This is a genomic window from Micromonospora sp. NPDC049359 (assembly GCF_044466585.1).
Classification (GTDB): domain Bacteria; phylum Actinomycetota; class Actinomycetes; order Mycobacteriales; family Micromonosporaceae; genus Micromonospora.
The window spans coordinates 86,635-101,890 of the sequence record NZ_JBITMW010000007.1; the positions used below are offsets into that span (position 1 = coordinate 86,635).

A 15,256-nucleotide genomic window follows, 5' to 3' on the forward strand; every position below is an offset into this window, starting at 1 on the left:
AGGCTATGGCCGACCTACGACGCGGACACCAGCCGGAACGACTGCGCCGCGGTGCCGTTGCACGTGTACTGGATGAGCTGGACGCTGTCCGCCGTGGATGCGCCCGGCACGTCCAGGCACTTGCCGCTGCTGCGGTTGACCAGGCGGTAGTAGCCGCCACCCTCGGACTCCGCGCGCCACTGCTGGTTGACGCCGCCGCTGTAGGACCAGAGCTGGATGGGGGCCGAGTCGGCGGTCGACCGGTCGGTCACGTCGAGCACCTGCGCGCTGTTGTTGCGGTTGTTGACCCGCAGGTAGCCGTCGCTGGTCGGGACGAACTGGTACTGCTGGGCGGTGCTGTTGTTGCAGGCGTACTGCTGGATCGCGGTGCCGTTCGCGGTGCCGGCGGCCCGCGCGTCCACGCACTTGCCGCTGCCCCGGTTGACGACGGTGTGCCAGGCGGTCGGGGAGATCGGGCCGGCGCTGCCGGTCGGGGTGGGCGTCGGGGTCGGGGTCGGCGACGTGCCGACGCCGGCGAGCCAGTGCAGCCCGTCGATCAGCAGCTTGTTCTGCTGGGCGCTGTCGAAGGTGGACGACAGGCCGGTCTTGGTGCCGTAGTCCATCCTGTTGTGCCCGAAGTTGGCGTAGATCATCTTGTACTGCCGGTTGCTCCAGACCAGCGGGTAGTAGCCGCTGTACCAGGACTGGTTGGGGTCGGTCCCGACCGGGAAGCTCGACGGGTCGACCGAGGCCAGGATGTCGATGTTCGAGTTCTGCCGCAGGTCGTTGCTCCACGAGTACCACTCGCTGAACGACGACGAGAACGTCGCCGGCAGGTTCCGGGTGGCCGCGTGGGTGCGGTTGTCGACGCGCATGGTGACCCGGGTGGGCAGCCAGGTGTTGGTCCGGAACGAGCCGGAGCCGAGGAACGTGTTGTAGTACCAGCTCCAGCTCGACGGGTTGTCGGTCCACGCGCTGACGTGGAAGCCCATCCACGCCCCGCCGTTCTGCATGTACTGCTGGAAGGCGGGGCGCTGGGCGGCGGGCGGCGCGTCGTCCAGGAACATGACGACCTTGTACTGGGCCAGGTTGGACGTGTTCAGCAGGCTCCAGTTGTTGGTGGCCTCCCAGGAGAAGCCGTACTGCGCGGCGGCCTGCGGGAACCAGGCGCGCGCGTCCTTGATGAAGTCGATGTGCGCGTCGTCCCAGGTGCCGTTGTAGAAGGCCAGGACCTTGAACGTCGGCGCAGCCTGCGCGCTGCGCGCGACGCCGAGACCGACGCCGGCGGTCACGGCGACGACGAGCGCGACGAACACCGACAGGATCCTTCTGGTACGGGAGGAAAGTTCTGCGATCACCTGATCGTCCCTTCGGTGGGGACGCGCGCCGCCGCGTCGTCGTAAATCTGTTCACAAGGTTTACAGATAGACGAAAGGTTATGCTTTTCCGACGTGCGGCGTCAATCGCCCGGCCGCGTCGATCGGGTGGGATTCCTGCGGTAGCGGGTACTCCGGCCCGATGACCAGCCCGGATGCCGTCGACGTCGACAGGCCGCTGGCTGTGGACGTGCCCGCCGCGACGCACGACGCCAGCGGCGAGCGGGTGCCGATCCGCGACCTGGCCGCCCTCGCCCCGGAGGCGCGACCCGCGCGCCGGTGGACGCCGGGCCGGGTGGTGGCCACCCCCGCCGCCCTGGACCACCCGCACGGACAGCGGATCGTCGACCGGGTGCAGGCGCTCGGCATCGAGGTGGAACGGCTCCGATCCAATCGACTCAGCGGAGTACGCGGGCAGACCGACCGCGAGACCTACGCGCGGGCCAAGGCGACCATGGCGATCGTGGTGAGCCCGCCGTCCCGGCGCGACCTGCAACCCATCGCGCCCAGCGCCGACTGGCGCGTCGACCTCGCCGAGGGCTGCCCCGCGCACTGCCAGTACTGCTACCTGGCCGGCTCGCTCTCCGGCCCGCCGGTGACCCGGGTGTACGCGGACCTCGACGACATCCTCGCCGGACTGACGCCGTACGCCGGGCGTGGCACGGTGACCAGCCGCGACGCGCGTCGCGCCGACGAGGGCACCACGTTCGAGGCGTCCTGCTACACCGACCCCCTGGCGCTGGAGCACCTGACCGGCAGTTGGCAACGGGCGGTGCGGCACTTCGCCGACTGGGACGCCCCCGTGCAGTTGCGCTGGACCACCAAGTACGCCGACGTGGACAGCTTCGTCGGCCTGCCCCACCGCGGCCGTACCCGGGTCCGGTTCAGCGTCAACTGCGCCCCGGTCAGCCAGCGGTTCGAGGGCGGCACCGCCCGGGTGCCGGACCGGCTCGCCGCCCTGCGCCGGCTCGCGCTCGACGGTTATCCCGTCGGGCTGACCATCGCGCCCATCATCGCGCTGCCCGACTGGCGCGAGGCGTACGGCGACCTGCTGGACCAGGTCCGCGCGGCGGTCGACGGGGTACCGGAGCTGGACCTGACCGCCGAGCTGATCACCCACCGGTTCACGCCCGGCAGCCGGGAGGTGCTGCTCGGCTGGTACCCGCGTACCCGGCTGGAGATGGACGTAGCGGCGCGCAGCCGCAAACACGGCAGGTTCGGCGCGGTGAAGTACGTCTACCCTCGGGACACGATGGCCGAGCTGCGACGGTGGTTCACCGACGAGCTGACCGCGCGGATACCCGCCTGCCGCGTCCTCTACTGGACCTGAGCCGGGTCTCAGCCGACCGACGAACGGGCGACCGGCGCGGCGAAGAACGTGTCCGGGTACGGCTCGTCGCGCAGGCGGTAGTGCCACCACTCCCGGTCGTAGTTCACGAATCCGGCGTCGGTCATCAGCCGTCGCAGCAACCGCCGGTTGTCCCGGGCGGTCCCGGTGATCCGGGGGTCGTCGGTGTGCGCTCGGGCGTCGAAGCAGTCGAAGCCCGTACCCATGTCGATGGTGTTGTCCGCGAAGCGCTGCGCCCGGGGCGCGGTGCAGGCCACCAGCGACTGGCCGGGCCGGTACGGAGGTTGGCTGGCGGCGGGCTCGTCGACGAGGGTGAGGTCCATCGTGCTGCCCCGGCTGTGCGCGGTCGGCGCACCGATGTAGCCGTCGGCGAAGAGCCTGTCCTTCGCCAGGTCCGGGTAGAACTCGGCCTTGGTCTGCTGCTCGCCGGGACGCTTCGACCAGGCGACGAAGTCGTCCACCGCCGGCTGCGGGCGGTAGCAGTCGTACACCTTGAGGCTGTGGCCCCCGGCGAGCGCGGCGTCCTGGACCCGACGCAGCGCCTCGGCCGCCGGCCGGGTGAGCAGGCACAGCGGTTCGCGGTAGCCGGTGATCGGCCGGCCCACGAAGTTGTGCGCCGTGGCGTACCGGATGTCGGCGTGGATGCGCGGGTCGACGTCGGTCAGCACCACAAAATTCGGCAACTCGCCCGCGCCCGGCGGGGTCGCGCTCGGGCGGGCGGTAGGGCCGTCAGGCGTCGGTCGAGGGCTCGCCGAGACCGGGGTGGCGACCGTCGGCGTGGGGCGCGGCGGCGAGGAGCAGCCGCCGAGCGCCGCGGCGAGCGCGAGTACGGCGACGCCACCCAACCGTCCTGACCTGCGCACAGGTCCTGTTTACCAAAGGCGGTCGGTGGCGCGCGGCGGATCGGTCGGGGCGTCCCGCGCCCGGTCCAGCGGGCCCGCTCAGTCGCCGGACGTCAGCGGAACCGGGTGGACGCCGACCCTCGTCGCCTCGGGCGTCTCGGCCAACTGCGCGGCGAGGAAGCGCAGGGCCGCCTCGTCGTCGTCGATACCCCCGGCCTCGTGGCCGTTGTAGCGCCACACCGACAGCTCTGTCGGTCCCGCGTGGGAGTTGTGGGCGGCGTAGACACCCGAGGGCGGCACGATGTCGTCCATCAACGCCACCGAGTAGCGGGTGGGCCGGCGGCAGCGCCGCGCGAAGTTGACGCCGTCGACGTACGACAGGGTCGTCAGCGTCCGCTCCTCGGCGTCGCGGTGGATCGCCAGGTAGTCACGGATCTCCCGGTACGGGTGGGCGTCGGTGACCACCACGGCGCGGGGAATGTCGCACAGGAACGGCACGAGGGCCACCACCGCCCGCACACCGGGGGCCAACGCGCCGGCCGCGAGCGCCATGGCCCCGCCCTGGCTGTGCCCGAGCACCGCCAGTCGGGTCGGGTCGACCATGGGCAGGGTACGGGCGGCGTCCACGGCCCGTACCGCGTCGGTGATCAACCGTCGGTAGTAGTACGTGCGTGGGTCGGCGATGCCCCGCGTCGCCACGCCGGGCGCCTGCGCGCCGGTCGCGCCCAGGTCCGTCGTGTCGCCCCGGCTCCAGCCGGAGCCCTGCCCCCGGGTGTCCATCTGTAGATGGGTGAACCCGGCGGTCGCCCAGAGCAGGTTCTCCAGCGGGTGCCCACGCCCGCCGCCGTAGCCCACGTACTGCACGACGGTCGGCAGGGCGGTGCCGGTGCCGTGGGGAACCCGGAGCCAGGCCCGTACGGGCTGTCCGGCGAAGCCGGGGAACGTCACGTCGTACACGTCGATGGCGGTCAGACCGGTCACCACGGGTTCGAGCCGGACCGGCCACGCCGCGTCGCGCGCCTGGGCGAGCGTGCGCGCCCAGAAGTCGTCGAAGTCGGCGGGCTCGCGCACCACGCCGCGGTACTCGCGTAGCTGCTCCTCGGGCAGGTCCGTGTACATGGCGTCCTTGTCTGTCACGTGGGACGGTACGCCGAGACGCATCCGACAAATTACCGGAACATTTCCGCAACTCTGCCGAACGCTATGACCGACCTGGCGTGTCGTCAACCCCCTCGGTGAGGCAAGATGACCCGAGGAGCGGGCGTGCCGTTCCGGGACACGGGACGGGCGACGCGGGCGGTGGCCCCTCCCGGAGCGGTGAAGGAGACACGGGTGGACGCGGACGACGGACGCAGGGTGACCATCACCGCGATCGCACGGGAGGCCGGCGTCTCGGTGCCGACCGTGTCACGGGTGCTCAACGGCCGGTCCGATGTGGCCCCCGACACCCGGGAACGCGTCGAGGAGCTGTTGCGCCACCACGGCTACCGGCGCCGCAGCAGCCGCAGCGTCCGCCGCGCCGGCCTCGTCGACCTGGTCTTCAACGACCTGGACAGCCCCTGGGCCGTGGAGATCATCCGGGGCGTCGAGGACGTCGGGCACGGCGCGGGTGTCGGCACCGTCGTCTCCGCGATCCACCGGCAGCCCACCGCGGCCCGGCAGTGGTTGCAGAACCTGCGCACCCGGGCCACCGACGGGGTCATCTTCGTGACGTCGCACCTGAGCCCGCCGCTGCACGCACAGCTGCGCCGCCTCAACGTGCCGGTGGTGGTCGTCGACCCGGCCGGCGTGCCGGCCATGGACGTGCCGACCATCGGCGCGACCAACTGGGCGGGCGGGCTCGCCGCGACCGAGCACCTGCTGGCGGTCGGCCACCGCCGGATCGGATTCGTGGCCGGACCGACACATCTGCTGTGCAGCCGGGCCCGCCTCGACGGCTACCGGGCCGGGCTGGAGGCCGCCGGAGTGCCGGTGGACGACGCGCTGATCTACCCGGGCGACTTCTACCACGCCTCCGGCTTCGCGGGCGGCACGGCGCTGCTCGACCTGGCCGATCCGCCGACCGGCATCTTCGCGGCCAGCGACCAGATGGCGTTCGGCGTCTACGAGGCCATCCGCCGCCGAGGGCTGCGGGTCCCCGACGACGTCAGCGTGGTGGGATTCGACGACCTGCCGGAGGCCCGCTGGGCGTCCCCGCCGCTGACCACCGTCCGGCAGCCCCTGGTGGAGATGGGCCGCCTCGCGGCGCGGACGGTGCTGCGGCTGGCCCAGGGTGAGGGCATCGACTCCCCCCGGGTGGAGCTCGCCACCGAACTGGTCGTCCGGGACAGCGCCACCGCGCCGTCGACCGGGTGACCCACGTCGTTCCAACGGCCTGAACCGGGTCGGATACCTGGTTCCACCGCTACCGGTCGGGCTCCCGGAAGTTCCGGCAACCGGTGGCGCGGTGAGCGGCCCTCGCCGCCCACCGCGCCCAGCGGATCAGTGGTGGTGTGCGCGTACGGCCCGACAGATGGTCACCGGCAGGGCGGGCGCGCCGTCGACCGGCGCGGGATCCTCGGCCGTCGGCGCGACGCCGCCGGCGGCGACCCGGTCCAGCGTGTCCAGCCCGGCCGCGTCGACCGTCCCGAAGATCGTGTAGTTGGGCCGCAGCGCCGAGTCGGCGTACACCAGGAAGAACTGGCTGCCGTTGGTGTCCGGACCGGCGTTGGCCATCGCGAGCACGCCCCGCGCGTAGAGCCGCCGTACGCCGGTCGGGTCGGTGGGCGCGGGCGGCAGGTCGGTGGGCAGCTCGTCGCGGTACCGGTAGCCCGGTCCGCCCTCGCCGGTGCCGGACGGGTCGCCGCACTGCAACACGCTGAGCGTGGGGTACGCGGTGAGCCGGTGACACGGGGTGCGGTCGTAGAACCGCTTGCCGACCAGGTGCAGGAAGCTCTGCACCGTGCACGGCGCGGCAGCCCGGTCCAGGGTCAACCCGATCGGCCCCTGGTTGGTGGAGAGCGTCACGCGGACGGTGCCCCGGTCCGGGGTGCGGCGCGGGTCGGGTGGCAGCGGCACGGGTCGGGCGGCCGGCTCGTCGGGCGTCTCGGTGTACGCGCACGGGCCGTGCGTGGTGCGCGGCGGGCGGTCATCGGCGGGCGGCGCCGGGGCGTGTGCCACGGTGGCGACGCCGGACGCGTCGACGGTCGCCCCCGGCGCGGCCACCGCGCTGGCCGAAGCGCCGACGACCAGCGCCGCGGCGATCGCCGTCACGCCCGCGAGGCGGGTCAGCGCACGCACCGACGGGCGGGGTGCCGCCGCGCCGGAGGGCGTTTCGCGTTCACTCGACACAGGGATCCTCCTGGGACTCGCGCTGCCAGAAAGACCGGAGTCTATGGATGCCGGAGCCGGTTGTCGATCGCTGCGGCCGGTTGCCGACCCCTCAGGGCAGCCGGCGGCGGCGGTGCCACAGCAGCCCGCCCAGCAGCACCAGCACTCCCGCGCCACTGATCGCGGAAACCGACCAGAGCCAGCCGGAACCGGTGTGCGCCGGACCGCTGGCCGCCGCCGGGCGGGGCGGACCGGGCGCGGCCAGCACGGACGGGGTCGCCGACGGCGTGGCGGTCAGCTCTCCCGGCTCGACCAGGCGACCGACGCCGACGTCGCGGGGCAGCGAGAAACCCCAGTCCAACAGGGCCGCGCCCTGCTCCCAGCCCCGCTTCGGCGTCGGCTCGGCACCCAGCAACGTCACCACCAGCCGGCGACCGTTGCGTTGCGCCGCTCCGACGTACGTGTGCCGCGCCAGGTCGGTGAAGCCCGTCTTGCCGCCCAACGCGCCCGGGTACCGGTAGATGAGCTGGTTCTCGTTCTGGATCTGGAACCCCTTCGTCCGCTGTGCCGGCTGCGCGGGGATCGTCGCCAGGTCGGTGAGCGCGTACCGGCGGAACGTCGGCTGCGCGAAGCAGGACCGGGCGATCAGCGCCAGGTCGTACGCGCTGGTGAACTGGCCCTTGCCGTCCAGCCCGGACGGGGTGACGGCATGTGTCTGGAGCGCGCCGAGGTGGTGCGCCTGCTCGTTCATGGCGCGCACTCCCCCGGCCGCGCCGTCCGGGCCACCGCCGAGACGTGCCAGCGCGTTCGCCGCCTCGTTGCCGGAGTTCAGCAGCAGTCCCAGCCAGATCGTCTCGATCGTGTAGCGGCCACCCTCGACCAGGCCGACGGCGGACGAGCCGGGCTCGATGTTCATGTCCGCCGCGGTGACGGTCACCGTCTGGGCGGGGTCGAGTCGGGGCATCATCGTGGCCGTCAGCAACAGCTTCTGGACGCTGGCCGGGGTGCCGTACTCGTGCGGGCCGCAGCCGCCGAGCACCTGGCCGGAGTCGAGGTCCGCGACCAGCCACGACGTGGCAGTGATCGCCGGTGGCGCGTCCACGCCGGCCGGCACGACCAGGCCGCTGGTCGCCAGTCCGACGCCGCCGACCACCCGAGCCTCGGGCACGGTGGGCGGGGGCGACGGGCGCGGCGGCCGGGACACCGTCGGGGCCGACGCCCGCGGACACCGCACGGCCGGCGGGGCGGCAGCGGTACGCGTGGCCGCCGCCGCCGTGCCGACAGCCGGCGCGGAAGCGGGCAGGACGGCAGCCGCCGTGACCGCCAGCAGCGCAGCAGCTCTCATGTGCCCGACCCTAGCCAACAAGATCGCTCGGCGGGAGCGGTTGGCCGCTCGACCATCCGGCGGCGGACCGCTCCACCAGGTAGTCGTGCAACGCGGCACTGCCCCGCAACCGCCGCAGGCTGCGGGCGTGCAGGTCCTGCTCACGACGGGCCAGCTCGGCGCGTACCCGCTGCGCGCTGCCGGTGGTGCGCAGCTCGCCCAGCACCGCCTCGATGATCTCGAACGGGTACGCGCCCCGACGCAGGAGCGCGACGACCTGCGCGGCGCGCAGCTCGGTCTCGTCGTACACCCGGTAGTTGGTGCCGGGCGCGCGGCCCGGCCGCACCAGGTCGCGCGCCTCCCACAGGCGCAGTTGCGAGGTCCGCACGCCGACCAGCGCCGCCACCTCGCCGATGCGGACACCACGGCGCTGGGCCGGCCGGGTCGCCGGCGGGTTGGCCAGCACGGTTTCGAAGGCACCGAGCACGCGGCGGATGTCGGCGCGTTCGCGGTCCAGTTCGGCATGGCCGCCGTCGAGCGCCGCCAGGGCCGCCGGCACGTCGCCCCGGTGTACCGCCGCCATGATCTCCCGGGTACGGCCCCAGCCGTGCCCCTCGGCCAGCCGGCGGGCCACGGTCAGCGCGCGGGCGTGCGCGGTCGTGAAGATCCGGTAGCCGCTCGCGGTTCGCCGCACCGGCGGCAGGACGCCCTCCTCGACGTAATTGCGCACCTGCTGCACCGAGATCCCGACGGTGGCGGCGAGGTCCACGGCTCGCAGGCGATCCTTCGGCATGGCCTCCACCGGGCAACCGTACCGCTTGTCATGTGATTTGAGACTTTCCCGTCCTTAAGTAACAGCCGCACGCTCGATTGTTCGTCAAACCCTCTATGTGAGGATTAATGAGACAATTTAATGCGTCCCGTGCAGGGCGGGGTCGTTCTGCCATCACTTCGTGAAGGGTTCGCATGTCGCAGCCAGCAAGGTCCGCCGCCGACAGCCACGACATGATCGAGGTACGCGGAGCGCGGGAGAACAATCTCGCGAGCGTCTCGGTCGACATCCCCAAGCGCCGGTTGACCGTCTTCACCGGTGTCTCCGGGTCAGGTAAGTCGTCGCTGGTCTTCGGCACCATTGCCGCCGAGTCCCAGCGCATGATCAACGAGACCTACAGCGCGTTCCTCCAGTCGTTCATGCCGAACCTCAACCGGCCGGACGTCGACTCGCTGCGCAACCTCAGCGCCGCCATCGTCGTCGACCAGGAACGGATGGGCGTCAACTCCCGCTCCACCGTCGGCACCGCCACCGACGCGTACGCCATGCTGCGGATCCTCTTCAGCCGGCTCGGCGAGCCGTCAGTCGGTGGCGCGGGCGCGTTCAGCTTCAACCTGCCCGAGGGCATGTGCCTCACCTGTGAAGGACTCGGCCGGGTCTCCGACCTCGACGTCAACGAGCTGGTCGACGTCGAACGCTCGCTCAACGACGGCGCGATCACCGCGCCCAACTTCGCCGTCGGCTCCTGGTACTGGCAGACCATCGTCGGCTCCGGCCTGTTCGACCCCGACGCCAAACTCCAGGACTTCACCCCGCAGCAGTGGGAGGACTTCCTGCACAAGCCAGCCACGAAGATCAAGGTAGGCAGCAACAACTGGACGTACGAAGGGCTCGCGGTCAAGGTCAAGCGGCTCCTCCTGGCCAAGGACCGCGAGTCGATGCAGCCGCACATCCGCGCCTTCGTCGACCGTGCGGTCACCTTCACCACCTGCCCGTCCTGCGCCGGCACCCGGCTCAACGCCGCCGCCCTGTCGTCACGGATCGCCGGCCGCAGCATCGCCGAGTGCTCCGCCATGCAGATCAGCGACCTGGCCGCGTTCGTCCGGACCATCGACGACCCGGGGGTCGCCCCGCTGATCGGCAACCTGCGTGACCTGCTCGACTCACTGGTCGAGATCGGGTTGGGCTACCTCAGCCTGGACCGGGAGTCCGCGACCCTCTCCGGCGGCGAGGCGCAGCGGGTGAAGATGGTCCGACACCTCGGCTCCAGCCTCTCCGACGTCACGTACGTCTTCGACGAACCCACCGTCGGCCTGCACCCGCACGACATCGCCCGGATGAACGACCTGCTGCTGCGGCTGCGTGACAAGGGCAACACCGTGCTGGTGGTGGAGCACAAGCCGGAGACGATCGCCATCGCCGACCACGTCGTCGACCTGGGACCCGGCGCGGGCACGGCCGGCGGGCAGATCTGCTTCACCGGCGACGTCCCCGGCCTGCGCCGCGCAGACACGCTCACCGGCCGGCACCTGGACCACCGCGTGACCCTGCGCGACGAGGTACGCCGACCGACCGGCCAGCTCGGGATCCGCCGCGCCGACCTGCACAACCTGCGCGACGTGGACGTGGACATCCCGCTCGGCGTCCTCACCGTGGTCACTGGCGTGGCTGGCTCGGGCAAGAGTTCGCTGATCCACGGCTCGCTGCGCGGCCGGTCCGGTGTGGTGATCGTCGACCAGTCCCCGATTCGCGGGTCACGACGCAGCAACCCGGCCACCTACAGCGGGCTGCTCGACCCGATCCGTACCGCCTTCGCCAAGGCCAACGGCGTCAAGGCCGGGTTGTTCAGCGCGAACTCCGAGGGCGCCTGCCCGGCCTGCAAGGGCATCGGGCTGATCTACACCGACCTGGCGATGATGGCCGGCGTGGCGAGCGTCTGCGAGCGCTGCGCGGGGCGGCGGTTCACCGACGAGGTGCTCACGTACACACTGCGCGGCAAGAACATCAGCGAGGTGCTGGCCATGTCGGTCACCGAGGCACACGGGTTCTTCCCCAGCGGGCCGGCCCACCTGATCCTCGACCGGCTGGTCGACGTCGGGTTGGGCTACCTCAGCCTCGGTCAGCCGCTGACCACCCTGTCCGGCGGGGAGCGGCAACGACTCAAGCTCGCCATCCACCTGGCGGAGAAGACCAGCACGTACGTCCTCGACGAGCCCACCACCGGCCTGCACCTGGCCGACGTGGACCAACTGTTGGCCCTGTTGGACCGCATGGTCGACGCGGGCAACACGGTCATCGTCATCGAGCACCACCAAGCCGTGATGGCCCACGCGGACTGGCTCATCGACCTCGGGCCGGGCGCCGGGCACGACGGCGGTCGCATCGTCTTCACCGGCACGCCGGCCGACCTGGTCGCCCACGGCGACACTCTCACCGCCACCCACCTGCGCGAGTACGTCCACAAGCCCACGATGCGGTGACGGGTCGGCGGTACCCGGGCCGGGCGACTTGACCTGACGCCGCACGGAGGGCGGTCCGGGCGCCCCGGGCGGCGATGTGAGCGGGCCAGCGGCGGCCGGTGCGCGGCCGGCGCTGTCGGGTGGCCGGCGACGCCGATGGTCAGGCGACGCGGCGCAGCCACCGCCGCTGCCAGGGTGTCTCGACCGCCTTCGGGTGGTAGCCCGCCCGGACCCAGGACACCGCCCGCTCGGCCGGCAGGTCGTCGAGGATCGCCAGCGCGGCCAGCGCCGTGCCGGTGCGGCCGATCCCGCCCCGGCAGGCCACCTCGACGCGCTCGCCGTCGCGGGCCCTCCGCAGCGCCTCGCGCAACGCGTCGAGTGCGTCCTCCCGATCGAGCGGCACCCAGAAGTCGGGCCACCTGATCCGCCGGGATGGCCAGACCGGTTCCGGTCCAGGCGCCAGCAGCAGCGCGAAGTCGGCCGGCGGGGCGGTCGCGGCGATGCGGCGTCCCCGCACCACCGCCCCGCTGGGCAGTACGAGCAACCCGGGCTGCTCGGACCAGGTCTGCGCGGCATCCATCGGCACATTGTGCCGCGAGCGCGGGCCGGTCATCGTGCCCGGTGGACACGAAAGCGCCGCCCCCGACCGTGGTCGGGGGCGGCGCCGGTGTCGGTGTGCAGGTCGCCTCTCGGCGAGTGGCGCGACGCGGCTCCAGCCGAACGGTATTCCGCGAAGGCTATGTAGGTGAGGCCCGGGGACACTGAGTCACACCGACACTGGTCTACAACCAGCCGACGCCGCCCGATGTTCCCCCTCCGGCGAGGTCGTTCGGGCGACTAGTCGGGCCGGCGGTGGGGATGCCGATGGCCGGCACCCCGGGGGCGCCGGCCATCGATGCGGTCGTGCGTCAGCTGTTCCAGTACTGGCCGACCAGGTCGGCGGCCTGCTGCTCCCACTGCGCGTACGCGTCCGGGAACGCCGACACCTGCACGGTCTGCGCGGCCTCGGTCAGCGGCATGTCCTGCCAGCCGTCAACCTGACGCAGGCCCTTGAGGAACGCCGTCGTCGAGTACTCCGGGTCGGTGATCTGCTCCGGCGTGCCCCAACCGCTCGACGGGCGCTGCTGGAACAGACCCAGCGAGTCGTGGTCGTTCATGTCGCCGAGGTGACCCAGGTTCTCCAGCTTCGACTCCTGCAGGCTCGTCGCGATCGAGATGACCGCGGCTCGCTCGGGCAGGCCCGCCTTCTTGGTGGCCGCGATGATGGCCTTGGCGTTGCCGGTCTGCTCGTCGTTCAGGTCGATGTGCGACTGCGCGCCCTGGGTGCCGTGCGGGATCAGCTTGCTCGCGTCGGGCTTGTCGGCCTGCACCACGGCGACCGGCCGGGGGTCGGTGCTCGGGGCGGCGACATGGGCGATCGGGCCGGCGAAGACACCACCGGCGAACGCGAGACCGGCAACGGACAGCATGCTCTTACGGAAGATCGTGTTCATGGGGGTAGCTCCTTCGGGGGTAGGAAACACCCGCCTCACCACAGGGAACGGCGACGCGGATGTGCGCACCTCGTCCGGCGCTGCACAAACGGGGGGTCTCGGGTGCGGCACCAAGCGGAGCGGTGCCGGGGCGGCGTCCGACGGGCGAGGGAAGTCGCTCGTGGGCGCCGGGACCGTGTGTAACGACCGCCGGTCCGGGGTCATTCCCGGGCCCTCAGCCGTGGATCCGGAAGCGGACCCGGGGCCGTCCTGCGGTCGTTCGGGGGTCTGCAACGACCCGGTCCGGCCGACCATTCCCCGGGCGGGGTGGCCGTGGTCCTGCGATCGTCAGGGTGTGTAACGACCCCGGGTCGGCCACGATTCCGGCCCGGGGATGCACCCGGTCACACCCCATCGCCACCCGGAATCGGACATCACGCCCAAGGCGCACCACCCGGCGCTCGCCGTCGGGCCGCCCACGGCGACGCCCACCGGCAGCCGCAGGTGAGCGTGGCCATGGGCCGGTCCGCCGCCACCCTGTCCACCTGGCGTCCCCTTCCGCTGTTCCGCTGTCCGTCGGGGCGGCTGCGGCGGGGCATGGCGGTTGTGGGCTGTGATGCCGGTGAGTCATCAAGATGACTCACCGGCATCAACGCCGCAGGAGTGGTCGCCGCCCCCTGGAATCGGAAAGCTGCCGGGTCCGCACCGCACCGCACCGGACCGCACCGGACCGGACCGGACCGGACCGGACCGGACCGGAGACATCGTGCGGGCGGCGATGGGCTAGCGCTCGTCCGAGGCCCAGGAGGCGCCCCGGTAGAGGGTGCCCCGACCGTCGGGATCCGGCGTTCCCGCCGGGGGCGCACCGCGGCGAGACAGAGCCGGGTCCGATTCGGGGTTTCGGGCGGCGCGGCGGGCCTTGAGCACCCGCGAGCCGACGAACCAGGCGACGGCCGCGACGCAGACGACGATCACGACGTTCTGGAGGGTGCCGACGTAGCCCTCGACGAGGTGCCAGTTGTCACCGAGCAGATAGCCGGCGAGCACGAAGGTGGTGTTCCAGATCAGGCTGCCCAGCGTCGTGTAGAGCAGGAAGGTCCGCACCGGCATCCGCTCCACCCCGGCCGGGATGGAGATCAGGCTCCGGAAGATCGGGATCATCCGGCCGAAGAACACCGCCTTCACGCCGTGCCGCAGGAACCACGCCTCGGTCCGGTCGACGTCGCTGAGCTTCACCAACGGTAGTCGGGCCACGATGGCACGCATCCGGTCGCGGCCCAGGGACGCGCCGATCAGATAGAGCGCCAGCGCGCCCAGCACCGAACCCAGCGTGGTCCAGAAGATCGCGCCGACCAGGCTGATCCGACCCTGCGCGGCCACGAAGCCGGCCAGCGGCAGGATGACCTCGCTGGGGATCGGCGGAAACAGGTTCTCCAACGCCACCGCCAGACCCGCGCCGGGCCCGCCGAGCCGTTCCACCAGATCGCTGACGTACCCGACGATCCCGCCCTGCGGCGGTTCGGCCGCGGCGGCGGGGGTTCCGGTGGCGAGGACGGCGTGCGACGTTCGAAGCATGCCCACACGTTACGAAGCGATCCTGAGAGCCAACCGTGAGGCGGAGACCTCGCAGGCAGCCACGGACGGGCCGGCCCGCGCTCCGTTGCGGCTCGCGGTGGCGCAGCCGCCGTGCGTACCCCTGGATGTCGGGGAGAACGCGCGGGCGCACGCCGACGCGGTCCGCGCGGCGCGCGCCCGGGTGGTGGTCTTCCCGGAGCTGTCCCTGACGGGGTACGAGTTGCAGGGGCCGGTCGTGCCGATGGACGACCGGCGGTTGACGCCACTTGTCGACGCGTGCGCCGAGGTTGGCACGGTGGCGTTGGCCGGCGCGCCGGTGCCCGGAGACCACATCGGAGTGCTGGCGGTGACCGGTGACGGGGTGACGGTGGCGTACCGGAAGATGTGGCTGGGCGGCGTGGAGGCGCGGCGGTTCCGGCCGGGCGACGCACCGGGCGTGCTCGACGTGGACGGATGGCGGATCGGGCTGGCGGTCTGCAAGGACACCGGTGTCGCCGGGCACGCGCAGGCGACGGCGGCCCTGGGGATCGACGTGTACGCGGCGGGCGTGCTGGAGTCGGCCCGGGACGCCGCTGTGCCGGACGTGCGGGCGCAGCGGATCGTCACGACGCACCGGGTCTGGGTGGCGATGGCGAGCTTCGCCGGGTCGACCGGCGGCGGTTACCGCGAGGCGGCCGGCCGCTCGGCCATCTGGACACCGCACGGTGATGAGGCCGCGCGGGTGGGCACGACACCGGGCGAGTGGGCCGCGACCTCAATCCACTGAGCACACCGGCGTTTCCTGTCGTACCGGTACGACA

At 72.2% G+C, this 15,256-nt stretch carries 13 protein-coding genes; 4 read left to right on the forward strand and 9 right to left on the reverse strand.

Going from position 1 to position 15,256, the window contains the following annotated elements; translation table 11 throughout:
- Nucleotides 1-14 precede the first annotated feature (14 nt).
- On the reverse strand, nt 15-1,295 hold the full coding sequence (locus ACIBTX_RS17680) for an RICIN domain-containing protein (RefSeq protein WP_396832739.1): 1,281 nt from the start codon (nt 1,293-1,295) through the stop codon (nt 15-17).
- A gap of 202 nt (nt 1,296-1,497) precedes the next feature.
- Between ACIBTX_RS17680 and ACIBTX_RS17685 the strand changes: the two genes are divergently transcribed.
- The gene (locus ACIBTX_RS17685; RefSeq protein WP_357392775.1) at nt 1,498-2,685 is read left to right on the forward strand and encodes a spore photoproduct lyase family protein; all 1,188 of its coding nucleotides are present in this window, start codon (nt 1,498-1,500) and stop codon (nt 2,683-2,685) included.
- An 8-nt stretch (nt 2,686-2,693) separates the two neighbouring features.
- Here ACIBTX_RS17685 and ACIBTX_RS17690 read toward each other — a convergent pair whose 3' ends face one another.
- Both ACIBTX_RS17690 and ACIBTX_RS17695 read right to left on the reverse strand, forming a co-directional pair.
- A complete protein-coding gene (locus ACIBTX_RS17690) occupies nt 2,694-3,566 on the reverse strand; it encodes a M15 family metallopeptidase (protein ID WP_363661289.1) in 873 nt (290 codons plus the stop codon).
- A gap of 78 nt (nt 3,567-3,644) precedes the next feature.
- Nucleotides 3,645-4,664, reverse strand: a complete 1,020-nt coding sequence (locus tag ACIBTX_RS17695; protein WP_363661293.1) for an acetylxylan esterase — start codon at nt 4,662-4,664, stop codon at nt 3,645-3,647.
- Between the two features lie 213 nt (nt 4,665-4,877).
- Here ACIBTX_RS17695 and ACIBTX_RS17700 point away from each other — a divergent pair, with 213 nt between their 5' ends.
- Entirely contained in the window at nt 4,878-5,900 is a 1,023-nt protein-coding gene (locus ACIBTX_RS17700; RefSeq protein ID WP_363661290.1) for a LacI family DNA-binding transcriptional regulator, read from the forward strand.
- Nucleotides 5,901-6,026: 126 nt separating this feature from the next.
- Here the strand turns inward: ACIBTX_RS17700 and ACIBTX_RS17705 are convergent, their stop codons facing one another.
- The 3 genes from ACIBTX_RS17705 to ACIBTX_RS17715 all read right to left on the reverse strand — a co-directional run bounded on the left by ACIBTX_RS17705 (nt 6,027) and on the right by ACIBTX_RS17715 (nt 8,971).
- The gene (locus ACIBTX_RS17705; RefSeq protein WP_363661291.1) at nt 6,027-6,875 is read right to left on the reverse strand and encodes a peptidylprolyl isomerase; all 849 of its coding nucleotides are present in this window, start codon (nt 6,873-6,875) and stop codon (nt 6,027-6,029) included.
- A gap of 91 nt (nt 6,876-6,966) precedes the next feature.
- Entirely contained in the window at nt 6,967-8,199 is a 1,233-nt protein-coding gene (locus tag ACIBTX_RS17710) for a D-alanyl-D-alanine carboxypeptidase (RefSeq protein ID WP_363661292.1), read from the reverse strand.
- 10 nt (nt 8,200-8,209) lie between these two features.
- Complete coding sequence (locus ACIBTX_RS17715) at nt 8,210-8,971, reverse strand: MerR family transcriptional regulator (protein WP_357122175.1); 762 nt, start codon at nt 8,969-8,971, stop codon at nt 8,210-8,212.
- 173 nt (nt 8,972-9,144) lie between these two features.
- Between ACIBTX_RS17715 and ACIBTX_RS17720 the strand changes: the two genes are divergently transcribed.
- Nucleotides 9,145-11,430, forward strand: a complete 2,286-nt coding sequence (locus tag ACIBTX_RS17720; protein WP_357172168.1) for an excinuclease ABC subunit UvrA — start codon at nt 9,145-9,147, stop codon at nt 11,428-11,430.
- A gap of 139 nt (nt 11,431-11,569) precedes the next feature.
- On the opposite strand, the gene ACIBTX_RS17725 is transcribed toward ACIBTX_RS17720, so the two are convergent.
- The 3 genes from ACIBTX_RS17725 to ACIBTX_RS17735 all read right to left on the reverse strand — a co-directional run bounded on the left by ACIBTX_RS17725 (nt 11,570) and on the right by ACIBTX_RS17735 (nt 14,456).
- Nucleotides 11,570-11,989, reverse strand: coding sequence for a protein-tyrosine phosphatase family protein (locus tag ACIBTX_RS17725; RefSeq protein ID WP_357121489.1), 420 nt, complete (start codon nt 11,987-11,989; stop codon nt 11,570-11,572).
- 328 nt (nt 11,990-12,317) lie between these two features.
- Nucleotides 12,318-12,902: a hypothetical protein gene (locus ACIBTX_RS17730; protein WP_396832740.1), complete on the reverse strand. Its 585-nt coding sequence runs from the start codon at nt 12,900-12,902 to the stop codon at nt 12,318-12,320.
- Nucleotides 12,903-13,664: 762 nt separating this feature from the next.
- The gene (locus ACIBTX_RS17735) at nt 13,665-14,456 is read right to left on the reverse strand and encodes a DedA family protein (RefSeq protein ID WP_357172166.1); all 792 of its coding nucleotides are present in this window, start codon (nt 14,454-14,456) and stop codon (nt 13,665-13,667) included.
- 85 nt (nt 14,457-14,541) lie between these two features.
- On the opposite strand from ACIBTX_RS17735, the gene ACIBTX_RS17740 reads away from it, so the two are divergent.
- Entirely contained in the window at nt 14,542-15,222 is a 681-nt protein-coding gene (locus tag ACIBTX_RS17740; RefSeq protein ID WP_357172264.1) for a carbon-nitrogen hydrolase family protein, read from the forward strand.
- Nucleotides 15,223-15,256 lie beyond the last annotated feature (34 nt).

Coding starts and splice junctions, on each gene's coding strand:
- ACIBTX_RS17715 (WP_357122175.1), bottom strand. CDS start 8,971: ATGCCGAAGGATCGCCTGCGAGCCGTGGACCTCGCCGCCACCGTCGGG.
- ACIBTX_RS17735 (WP_357172166.1), bottom strand. CDS start 14,456: ATGCTTCGAACGTCGCACGCCGTCCTCGCCACCGGAACCCCCGCCGCC.
- ACIBTX_RS17725 (WP_357121489.1), bottom strand. CDS start 11,989: ATGGATGCCGCGCAGACCTGGTCCGAGCAGCCCGGGTTGCTCGTACTG.
- ACIBTX_RS17730 (WP_396832740.1), bottom strand. CDS start 12,902: ATGAACACGATCTTCCGTAAGAGCATGCTGTCCGTTGCCGGTCTCGCG.
- ACIBTX_RS17695 (WP_363661293.1), bottom strand. CDS start 4,664: ATGTACACGGACCTGCCCGAGGAGCAGCTACGCGAGTACCGCGGCGTG.
- ACIBTX_RS17685 (WP_357392775.1), top strand. CDS start 1,498: ATGACCAGCCCGGATGCCGTCGACGTCGACAGGCCGCTGGCTGTGGAC.
- ACIBTX_RS17720 (WP_357172168.1), top strand. CDS start 9,145: ATGTCGCAGCCAGCAAGGTCCGCCGCCGACAGCCACGACATGATCGAG.
- ACIBTX_RS17710 (WP_363661292.1), bottom strand. CDS start 8,199: ATGAGAGCTGCTGCGCTGCTGGCGGTCACGGCGGCTGCCGTCCTGCCC.